Genomic DNA, 10,304 nt, shown 5'->3' with positions numbered 1-10,304 from the left:
CAAGCACCAGAACATGGCCGGCAGCGACATCGGCGACAACCACAAGGAGTACTTCGCCGGCGACGCGGCCCTCAAGGCCGGCGGTCAGCACAACACGATGAACCAGTTCGGCTGAGCCGCCACAAGCGACGACGCAGACAGTGATGCCCCGGACCGCACGGTCCGGGGCACCCCGTCGTTCTGGTCAGCCCTCGTCGCAGACCGAGCCGATGCGCGCGGCAGCGTCGTCGATGCCCTTCTGGGCGTCCGCCAGAGCGTCCGCGGCGCCGGCTCCGCCCCCGGTGATCGCGTCGGCGTGGTCGATCGCGGCGCCGAAGGCCGCAGACAGATCGCTGAGCGCCGCCGCGAGCCTGCTGTCGTCGTCGAACTTCGCTCCGAGCCCGTCGACCTTCTCCTGCAGCCCTTCGAGCGCGGACGCCAGCTGATCGGCGTCGGTCGCGACCGTCAGCTGCTCCTTCGCGGCGGCCACGGCGGTCTGAGCAGTGACCCGGACCGCGGAGCACGCGACGGCGACGGTGCCGGATCCCGTGCTGTCGGCCGCATCCGTCAGCGCTCCGCAGCCGCCGAGCACGACGATCGCCCCGAGGGTCAGTGCGACGACCGCCGCGACGCGTGACCCCACCGGGATCACCCCCGTGGAATCCTGCGCGCCGCCGCCTCTTCCGCCCGCAGCGCCCGCTGACCGCGGATGCCCCCGCCGAGCAGCCACGCCCCCGACCCGATCGTGAGCACGGCCGAGACGCGGAGGGCAGAATCGGGATCGATCAGCAGGACGACGCTGAACAGGGCGGCCAGCCCGCCGACGACGGCCCCGGTCCCGCCGATCATGGTGAAGACGCATCCGCGTGCCAGCCACCACGCGATGCCACCGGCGAAGACGAGGACGACCGCGAACGCGACCGCACCCCAGGTCCAGGCATCCACGATGCTCACCGTACCCCTCCGGTCGGGGCCGCGACAGGCGTCCGCCGGACGGATCGTCGCACCGCGCCGGCTTCGCGCACAGTCGCGGGCCACGCGCGCCCGATCGGCGGCTGACCGGCGCCCCCGCGCGGACTACGCTCGAGGCGTGACAGAACGCGCACCGCTCTCCCGCAAACTCTCCGCCATCGCCGAGTCCGCGACCCTGAAGGTCGATGCCAAGGCGAAGGCGCTGCAGGCCGCAGGCCGCCCCGTCATCTCGTATGCGGCAGGCGAGCCCGACTTCGCGACGCCCCAGTTCATCGTGGATGCCGCGGCCGAGGCGCTGCAGAACCCCGCGAACTTCCGCTACACGCCTGCCGCCGGTCTGCCCGCGCTGCGCGAGGCGATCGCGGCCAAGACGCTGCGCGACTCGGGCCTGGAGATCGACCCGTCGCAGGTCATCGTGACCAACGGCGGAAAGCAGGCCGTCTACCAGGCATTCCAGACCGTCGTGAACCCGGGCGACGAGGTGCTGCTGCCGGCGCCGTACTGGACGACCTACCCCGAGGCGATCGCACTGGCCGACGGCACGCCCGTCGAGGTGTTCGCCGGCGCCGACCAGGACTACAAGGTCACCGTCGAGCAGCTCGAGGCCGCCCGCACCGACCGCACGGTGGCGCTCGTGTTCGTCTCGCCGTCGAACCCGACCGGCTCGGTCTACACGCTCGAAGAGACGAAGGCCATCGGCGAGTGGGCCGTCGAGCACGGCATCTGGATCATCTCGGACGAGATCTACCAGAACCTCGTCTACGAAGGCACGCGTGCCGTGTCGATCGTCGAGGCCGTGCCCGCCGCAGCCGACCAGACGATCCTCGTCAACGGCGTCGCCAAGACGTACGCGATGACGGGCTGGCGCCTGGGCTGGATGCTCGGCCCCAAGGACGCCATCAAGATCGCCGGCAACCTGCAGTCGCACCTGTGCTCGAACGTGAACAACATCGCCCAGCGCGCGGCGCTCGCGGCCCTCACCGGACCGCAGGACGAGGTCGAGCAGATGCGCCAGGCCTTCGACCGCCGTCGACGCACCATCGTCGCCGAGCTGTCGAAGATCGACGGCGTCGAGGTTCCCACGCCGCTCGGAGCGTTCTACGCCTACCCCGACGTGCGCGGCCTGCTCGGCCGGGAGTGGGCGGGCGTCACCCCGACGACCTCGCTGGAGCTCGCCGACCTCATCCTCGAGAAGGCCGAGGTCGCGGTCGTCCCGGGCGAGGCCTTCGGCCCGTCGGGCTACCTGCGCCTGTCGTACGCCCTCGGCGACGACGCGCTGCTGGAGGGCGTGCAGCGCCTGCAGCGACTGTTCGCCTCCTGACGAACGACCCTTCCGGAACGTGGATGCCTCGCCCGAGGCATCCACGTTCCGTTTTGTGGGTGAGGCCTAGAGCTCGACGTTCACCAGGACGGGCTCGGGTTGCAGGATCAGGCCGAACTCGGACTGCACGCGGCCCTGGATGAAGCGGGCGAGCTCGGCGAGCTCGGCGGCCGTCGCGCGGCCGCGGTTGGTGAGGGCCAGCGCGTGCTTGGTCGAGAGGCCGGCGCGGGAGCGCGGCAGCTTGAAGCCCTTGCGCACGCCGGCGTGCTCGATCAGCCAGCCCGCGCTCACCTTGACGTCGGACTCGACCGGGGCGGGCGCCGGCACGTACCCGTCGAAGTTCTCCAGCGGGATGACGAGCACCGGGTCGAGGTCGGGGTGGACCGGCCAGCGCGGGCACTCCTCGGGGAGCGTGCGCGCGAACGCCGCCGAGACGACGGCGTTCTGGAAGAACGACCCGGCACTATACGTGTCGGGATCGTCGGCGTCGAGCACCATGCCCTTGCTGCGGCGGGTCTCGAGGATGCGGTCACGCACCCACGCGAGCGTCACCTCGTCGTCGGGCCCGAGGCGCAGCGCCGTGCGCAGCTGGTCGCCCGCGATCCGGCGCGGAGCGGCGCCGACCTCGGGCAGATCGAGCGTGACCGACAGGATCACGGCACGGCGCGCCGGCACCGAGCCGTAGTGGTGCTTGAGGACGGAGGTGCGGAAGCCGAGCCCGAGCTCGGGCGCGGGCACGAGCGACACCTCGCCCGTGGACTCGTCGAGCAGCTCGACCTCGCTGAGGGTCTGCACGATCTCCTGACCGTACGCGCCGATGTTCTGCACCGGCGCGGCGCCCACGGTGCCGGGGATGCCCGACATCGCCTCGATGCCGCCGAGGCCCTCCGCGACCGCGTACGCGACGACCGCGTCCCAGTCATGCCCGGCCTGCACGCGGATCCGCGCGCGTCCGGGGATGGGCGACGGCATCCGCTCGATGCCGCTGGTGAGCACGCGTACGACGGTCCCCTCGAAGGGGTCGTCGCCGACGAACAGGTTGGAGCCCCCGCCGAGGACGAGCCACTCGTCACCCGAGGCCCAGACGTCGCGCAGCGCCGCGACCAGCTCGTCGGTCGTGTGCGCGTCGATCATGCGCTCGGGGGTGCCGCCGGTGCGCAGTGTCGTGAGCCGCGACAGCGGGATGGGGTCTACGTCGGGCATGCGTCAGCTGGTCCGCACCCGCACCTGCGCCTTGACGAGCACCGTCGCGCCGTCGTACGACACGGTGAGGTCGATGCGCGCGGAGTCCTCGTCGACTGCACCGACCTTGGCGACGACGGTGACGTCGGCACCGGTCTCGGCGTCGACGACGACCGGCTTCGTGAAGCGCACCCCGTACTCCTGGATGCGGCCGGTGTCGCCGATCCACGGCTCGATCGTGCCGACGGCCAGGCCCATCGTGAGCATGCCGTGGGCGAGGACGCCCGGCAGGCCCACCGCGGCCGCGACGTCGTCGCGGTAGTGGATCGGATTGAAGTCCCCTGATGCCCCGGCGTAGCGCACGAGCGATTCGCGGGTGAGGTGCACGGTGCGCTCGGCGACGATGTCGCCCACGGCCAGGTTCGTGAGGTCGGTCATGCCTCTCCCTCCCCCACGAGCAGGACGGACGTGGTGGTCACGACGTGCTCGCCGGCAGCATCCGTGATCTCGGATTCGCTCGTCACCATCGCGGCGGCGCCCATGGCGCGCAGGCCGGTGACCGACAGCTTCGCGGTCAGCTCGTCGCCCGCCACGATCGGCCGCGAGTAGCGGAACTTCTGCTCGGCGTGCAGCACGTTCTGCAGCACGATGCCGGAATCCGGCTGCGACAGCAGCTGCTGCAGCGTGGCGTCGGTCACGACGATCGCGAACGTCGGCGGCGCGACGACGTCGGCGTACCCGAGCGCCTGCGCGGCGGCGACGTCGGTGTGCTGCGGGTCGTCGGCGAAGACGGCGCGCGCGAACTCGCGCACCTTCTCGCGACCCACGAGGTACGGGGGCGTCGGCGGGAAGTCTCGGCCGACGAGCTCGGGGTTCACTGGCACCATGCCATCCTACCGAGCGGCCGCTGCGCGCCCGGCGGCTCAGGCCGGGCGGCTCAGGCCGGGCGACGCCGGCCGCGCCAGGCGCGCACGCCCATCTGCGCGGCGATGAACGCGAGGTACACGGCGAAGAGCACGTTGCCGACGAACGGGTCGACGAGCGTCGCGATCCAGGCGCCGAGGGCGGTCGTGGTGCAGGCCGCCAGTCCCACGACGGCCGCCGCGACGAGGTCGACGTTGCCGCGACGGATGTTGCCGACGGTGCCCGAGATCGCCGCCGGGATCATCATCAGCAGCGAGGTGCCCTTGGCGACGAGGTCGCTGGTGCCGAACAGCACCATCAGCACGGGGACCACGATGATCCCTCCCCCGACGCCGATGAGACCCGAGAGGATGCCGGTCCCCACACCCACCACGACCAGCGCGACGCCGCTCCACCACGTGAGCACCAGTTCGGCGTCCCTGGACGGGATCACGAGGAAAAGGCTCACGATGACCGCGACGAGGAACCCGACGAACGCCCACCGCAGCACGGTGAGCGACAGTCGCGGGAGCAGCCAGGTGCCGATCTGCGCGCCGACGACGGCGCCGAGCGCGAGCAGCAGCGCCGGGATCCACGCGACCGAGCCGGTCACCGCGTACGAGATCACGCCGACGGTGGCCGTCGGCACGATGGCCGCGAGCGACGTGCCCGCCGCCAGACGCTGGTCGAAGTGCAGGAAGAGCACGAGGAACGGCACGATGACGGTGCCGCCGCCGACGCCGAACAGCCCCGACAGCACGCCGGCGGCGAGGCCGATGCCGATGCAGACGAGGTAGAAGCGCGTGTCGTGCGCGGGACGCCCGGTGCCCGGCACGGTCACGACGCGTCGTCGATCACCCAGGCGCCGTCGACCTCGATGAGCGTGTAGCGCCACCCCTCGGTGCGATCCTCGGCATCGATCGGGTCGCCGTTCTCGTCGACGGTGGTCGTGTAGGTCTCGGTGGTCGTCACGGCGATCTCGTCGCCGTGCGCGTCGATCTGCTCGATGGTGATCGTGTAGTCGTCGGTGTCTTCGGCGAACAGGCGTGCCCCCTCCTGGAAGGTCGCGCAGTCCTCCATGTCGAGTGCGTCGCGGAAGTCCTCCGACGTCGACGCGAAGTAGGCGTCGCAGTCGGCGTTCTGCCAGGCGTCGTCGTACAGCCGAACGGTGGCGGCCGCGGCCTCCTTGTCGTCGGACTGGACGCCCTGTCCGGACGAGGCGTTGAGGATCAGGAGCGGGACCAGCACGGCGACGGCGATGACGATGCCGAGCAGCACGACGCCGAGCACGACCCAGACGATCCAGAGCTTCGACTTGCGGGGTTCGGTCGCCGCCACGAACGCGCCGCCCGGGTACGCCGCCTGCGTGTACGCAGGGTGCTGCTGCGCGTACGGGGCCGCCGCGGGGTCGGCGGCGTACTGCGGCGCCGCATACTGGGGCGCCACGCCGTAGGGGGCGGCGACAGCGGCCTGCGCGACGGGCTGGGCCGGCGCGGCCGCGGCCGGGTTCTGCTGTGCGAGGTACGCCGCGACGCCGGGGTCCATCGACCCGGCGGCCGGGTCGCCGGACTGTGCGGAGGCGGCGGACGGGGCGGGCTCTCCCGCATCCGGCTGATCGCCGAGCTGCGCGGCGACGATGTCGGCCTCGGTCGGGGCGGCGGAGGCCTCGGGATCGGGCTGCGCGACGTGCTCCGTCCACTGGACGCCGTCCCACCAGCGCAGCGCGCCGTGTCCGTCGTCGTACCAGCCGGGAGGAGTCGTCGTCATGCTCACACAATATCCCCGCCGGGGTCGTCTGCACGGGCCGGCGATCACCCTCGTGTGCGGCGATGCGCCGGGCGATCTCGCGCCTGCCAGCATGCTGCCCGGCGACCGGAGGCCTGCGGGGCCGCAGAACCGGAGCGAGTGGATGCCGGCGGCCGCGGCATCCACACGCTCCCCGGTGTCAGCGCTCGAGCACTGCCCGGACGCTCGCTTCGGGCGTGAGGTCGAGGCGGCGCAGCAGCTGCGCGTTCAGGGCCACGACCACGGTCGACAGCGACATCAGGATCGCCCCGACCGACATCGGCAGCACGAACCCGATGGGGGCCAGCACACCGGCTGCGAGGGGCACCGAGATGAGGTTGTATCCGGCCGCCCACCACAGGTTCTGCGTCATCTTGCGGTAGCTCGCACGCGACAGCTCGATGACCGACAGCACCGACCGCGGATCACTGGAGGCGAGGATCACGCCGGCCGAGCCGATCGCGACGTCGGTCCCGGCGCCGATCGCGATGCCGACGTCGGCGCGGGCGAGCGCCGGTGCGTCGTTCACGCCGTCGCCGACCATCGCGACCTTCAGCCCCTCGGCCTGCAGCTCGGCGATCTTGCGCTCCTTGTCTTCGGGACGGACGCCGGCGAACACGCGGTCGATGCCGAGCGCCTGGGCGACCGAGCGCGCGACGGGCTCGGCGTCGCCCGTGATCATGACGACCTCGATGCCGAGCCTGTGCAGCGCCTCGACGGCCTCGCGCGACTCGGGCCGGATCTCGTCGGCGAGCGCGAGCCCGCCCACGACCTCGCCGTCGCGCACGACGTGCAGCACGATCGATCCCTGGTCGCGCCACGCCGCCGACGCCGAGACTGGGCCCACGCGGCCAGAGGCTCCGCTCGACGCGCCAGCGGCGAGTGGAGAGGCCGTGGGGACCGCGCCGCCGACCTCTTCGAGCAGGCGCGGACCGCCCACCCGCACCACGGCTCCCTCGACGGTCGCGGTGACGCCCACCGCCGGCGAGGACTGGAATCCCGACGCGGGGGCGACCGAGAGGGCGCGCTCCTGCGCCGCCCGGACGATGGCGCGGGCCAGCGGGTGCTCGCTGTCGGCCTCAGCGGCGGCGGCGAGCGCCAGCACGGCATCGGCGTCGAGCTCCCCGGCGGCGGCGATGTCGACGACCGTCGGCTCACCCTTGGTGAGGGTGCCGGTCTTGTCGAACAGCACGGCGCCGATGGTGCGCATGCTCTCCAGCGCGAGACGGTCCTTGATCAGCACGCCGCCCCGCGCCGCACGCTCGGTCGCGATCGAGACGACGAGCGGGATCGCCAGCCCCAGCGCGTGGGGGCACGCGATCACGAGCACCGTGATGGTGCGGATGACGGCCTCGTCCGGCATCCCGATCGCGCTCCATACCACCGCGGTGATCGCGGCGGCGCCCAGCGCGAACCAGAACAGCCAGCCCGCGGCGCGGTCCGCCAGGCGCTGCGCGCGCGACGTCGAGTTCTGCGCGTCGGCGACCAGTCGACGGATGCCGGCGAGCGTGGTGTCGTCGCCGGTCGCGGTGACCTCCACCCGCAGTCCGGAGTCGGTCGCGACGGTGCCCCCCGTCACCGGGTCGCCGACGGCACGGGCGACCGGCCGGGACTCGCCGGTGACCATGGACTCGTCCATGTCGGCGGCCCCATCGACGATGCGTCCGTCGGCCGGCACGCTCCCGCCGGGGCGGACCACCACGACGTCACCGACCCGCAGGTCGGACGGGCTCACCGTCTCGATGCCCGACGGCGTCACCCGCTCCGCCTCGTCGGGAAGGAGCGCGGCCAGCGAGTCCAGTGCCGACGTCGTCTGCGCCAGCGAGCGCATCTCGATCCAGTGGCCGAGCAGCATGATCACGATGAGGAGGGCCAGCTCCCACCAGAACTCGAGCTCGTGGTGCAGCAGTCCGAGGCTCGCGCCCCACGACGCGAAGAACGCGACGGTGATCGCGAGCCCGATCAGGAGCATCATCCCGGGCTTGCGTGCGCGAAGCTCCGACACGGCGCCGGTGAGGAACGGCCAGCCGCCCCAGAGGTACATGACCGTGCCGATCACGGGCGAGACCCAGCGGACCCATGCCGCGTCGGGCAGCGTGTACCCCAGCACCATCGCGAACATGCCCGAGAACGCCACGACCGGGACGGCGAGGATCAGGTTGATCCAGAACAGCCGGCGGAACCGGGCGACATGGTCGGCGCCGTGACCGGCGTGGCCGCCATGCCCCATGTGGGCATCGTGCCCCATGTGGGCATCGTGGCCCGCGTGCGCCGCGTGGTCGGCCGCCATGGCGGCGTGGTGGTGACCGGCGTGGCCCTCGTGACCCGCGGCCGGGGTTCCGTGGTCGTGCCCCGCGTCGTCGTGCCCCGCGTGGTCGTGGGCAGCATGGTCGTGGACGGCCTGACCTGCCTGAGCGGGGTCCGCGGGATCGTGACCTGTGCGGTCGTGGGACGCGTGGCCGGAGTCGTGTGCGGCGTGCGCGTCCGCCGCCGGCGCCACGGCGGTAGCGGCATCCGCTCCCCCGGCGTGGGCGTGCGAGGAGTGATCGTGCCCTCCATGATCGTGAGAGGCGTGGGCGCCGTCGCCCTGGTCGTTGTGGTCTCGGTGCGGATCGGTCACGAGGTTCTCCTCATCGAAGGGACGATTCCGTTATACCCCCTAGGGGTATAACGGTCAATGCGTCGACGCGTCGCCCTATTCCCGCACCGGCGGATCTGTTCCGGATGTCGGCGCCCCGCATCACACTGTCGGTGTCCGATTCGACGGAGGAGCCGCACATGGACATCATCCTGGTCGCCGGTCTGTGGATGGGCGGATGGGCCTGGTACGAGGTCGCCCCCGCCCTCGAAGCCGCGGGTCACAGGCCTGTCCCGCTGACGCTTCCCGGCATGGGATCGGTGGATGCCGACCGCTCGACGATCTCGCTGGCCGATCACGTCGCCGCCGTCGTCGAGGCGATCGATGCCGCAGAGGGCGATCAGGTCGTGCTGGTCGGGCACTCCGCGGCGTCCGGCATCGTGTACGCCGCCGCGGACGCGAGGCCGGAACGGGTCGCGCGGCTGATCCTCGTGGGCGGCTTCCCGGCGCCCGACGGCGGTCCGCTGGTCTCCGGGTACGAGCCCGTCGGCGCCGAGCTGCCGCTGCCGGACTGGAGCGAGTTCGACGACGCCGACCTGCGCGACCTCGGCGAAGGCGGCATGGCGGCGTTCCGCGCCTACGCCGTGCCGTCGCCGGCGGGGGTGGTGAACGGTGTCCAGCAGCTGCACGACGAGCGCCGCTTCGACATCCCCGTCACGGCCGTGGCGACGGAGTACTCCGTCGCCGACCTGCGCAGCTGGATCGAGGCCGGTGCGCCTCCCGTGCAGGAGTTCACGCGCCTGCGCGACGTCACCTATGTCGACCTGCCGACCGGGCACTGGCCCATGCTGACGCGTCCGCAGCAGCTCGCGCGGATCATCGTCGCTCAGCCGCCGATCGGCGACGGGACCGTCGAGCCCGAGGTCGAGATCATCAGCGCCAAGGCGTTCCACGACTCCGACGGCGTCGAGGACTGGCGGGTGCTGTACGGCGGCGCGCACGCGTTCTTCCGCGCCCAGTCGCTCGGCCATGGCGCGCAGCTGGTCGCCGAGGTCGTCGCGATCGCGGAGGAACAGGGACACTTCCCCGATCTGGACGTGCGTCCCGAGGGCGTGTTCGTGAAGACCTTCAGCCGACGCGACGGGGCTCTGAGCGCCGCCGACGCCGAGCTCGCAGCCGCGGTCTCGCAGGCGGCCCGACGGCTCGACCTGGAGCCCGACCCGTCGGTGCTCACCGTGCTGGGGATCGCCGTCGTGCAGAGCCCGGACGCCCACGTGCGCCCGTTCTGGACCGCCGCACTGGGGTACGAGCCGCTGGGCGCCGACGACGCCGTCGACCCCCTCCGGCGCAGCCCGCATCTGTGGTTCCAGACGATGGACCCGCCCAAGTCCGGCCGGGGGCGCACGCACATCGACGTCTCGGTCCCCCGGGACCTCGTCGACAGCCGCGTCGCCGCCGCCCTGGCCGCCGGCGGACGCCTCGCGGACGACTCTCACGTCCCCGAGTGGTGGACACTCGCGTCGCCCGACAACCACGGCGTGGACCTCGCCGCGTGGTCCGACGACTCGGACGAGGCGCGGTGAC

10 protein-coding genes are annotated in these 10,304 nt (G+C 72.2%); 2 read left to right on the top strand and 8 right to left on the bottom strand.

What is annotated here, in order from left to right; all coding sequences use genetic code 11:
• Positions 1-184 precede the first annotated feature (184 nt).
• Together ACTHNQ_RS11435 and ACTHNQ_RS11430 are read right to left on the bottom strand one after the other, a co-directional pair.
• On the bottom strand, positions 185-631 hold the full coding sequence (locus ACTHNQ_RS11435) for a hypothetical protein (protein WP_440333488.1): 447 nt from the start codon (positions 629-631) through the stop codon (positions 185-187).
• Positions 628-924: a hypothetical protein gene (locus ACTHNQ_RS11430; protein ID WP_440333487.1), complete on the bottom strand. Its 297-nt coding sequence runs from the start codon at positions 922-924 to the stop codon at positions 628-630. The genes ACTHNQ_RS11435 and ACTHNQ_RS11430 overlap by 4 nt, the downstream gene beginning before the upstream one ends.
• A 145-nt stretch (positions 925-1,069) precedes the next feature.
• Here ACTHNQ_RS11430 and ACTHNQ_RS11425 point away from each other — a divergent pair, with 145 nt between their 5' ends.
• Positions 1,070-2,272 carry a pyridoxal phosphate-dependent aminotransferase gene (locus ACTHNQ_RS11425; protein ID WP_440333486.1) on the top strand — a complete coding sequence of 401 codons (1,203 nt, stop codon included), beginning with the start codon at positions 1,070-1,072 and terminating at the stop codon, positions 2,270-2,272.
• Between the two features lie 66 nt (positions 2,273-2,338).
• Here the strand turns inward: ACTHNQ_RS11425 and ACTHNQ_RS11420 are convergent, their stop codons facing one another.
• From ACTHNQ_RS11420 to ACTHNQ_RS11395, 6 genes are all read right to left on the bottom strand, one after another.
• Positions 2,339-3,475: a UDP-N-acetylmuramate dehydrogenase gene (locus ACTHNQ_RS11420; protein WP_440333485.1), complete on the bottom strand. Its 1,137-nt coding sequence runs from the start codon at positions 3,473-3,475 to the stop codon at positions 2,339-2,341.
• A 3-nt stretch (positions 3,476-3,478) separates the two neighbouring features.
• Positions 3,479-3,892 carry a MaoC/PaaZ C-terminal domain-containing protein gene (locus ACTHNQ_RS11415; RefSeq protein ID WP_440333484.1) on the bottom strand — a complete coding sequence of 138 codons (414 nt, stop codon included), beginning with the start codon at positions 3,890-3,892 and terminating at the stop codon, positions 3,479-3,481.
• Positions 3,889-4,341 carry an FAS1-like dehydratase domain-containing protein gene (locus ACTHNQ_RS11410; RefSeq protein ID WP_440333483.1) on the bottom strand — a complete coding sequence of 151 codons (453 nt, stop codon included), beginning with the start codon at positions 4,339-4,341 and terminating at the stop codon, positions 3,889-3,891. The genes ACTHNQ_RS11415 and ACTHNQ_RS11410 overlap by 4 nt, the downstream gene beginning before the upstream one ends.
• A gap of 50 nt (positions 4,342-4,391) precedes the next feature.
• A complete protein-coding gene (locus tag ACTHNQ_RS11405; protein ID WP_440333482.1) occupies positions 4,392-5,198 on the bottom strand; it encodes a sulfite exporter TauE/SafE family protein in 807 nt (268 codons plus the stop codon).
• Complete coding sequence (locus tag ACTHNQ_RS11400) at positions 5,195-6,124, bottom strand: DUF2510 domain-containing protein (protein ID WP_440333481.1); 930 nt, start codon at positions 6,122-6,124, stop codon at positions 5,195-5,197. Before ACTHNQ_RS11400 ends, ACTHNQ_RS11405 begins: the two co-directional genes overlap by 4 nt.
• 178 nt (positions 6,125-6,302) lie before the next feature.
• A complete protein-coding gene (locus ACTHNQ_RS11395; protein ID WP_440333489.1) occupies positions 6,303-8,432 on the bottom strand; it encodes a heavy metal translocating P-type ATPase in 2,130 nt (709 codons plus the stop codon).
• Between the two features lie 488 nt (positions 8,433-8,920).
• On the opposite strand from ACTHNQ_RS11395, the gene ACTHNQ_RS11390 reads away from it, so the two are divergent.
• Positions 8,921-10,303 (top strand): alpha/beta fold hydrolase, encoded by a 1,383-nt coding sequence (locus tag ACTHNQ_RS11390; protein WP_440333480.1) that lies wholly within the window; start codon positions 8,921-8,923, stop codon positions 10,301-10,303.
• Position 10,304: the final 1 nt, after the last annotated feature.

The organism is Microbacterium sp. (assembly GCF_051953575.1).
Lineage (GTDB): Bacteria > Actinomycetota > Actinomycetes > Actinomycetales > Microbacteriaceae > Microbacterium.
This window is presented reverse-complemented; position numbering and strand designations above follow the sequence as displayed.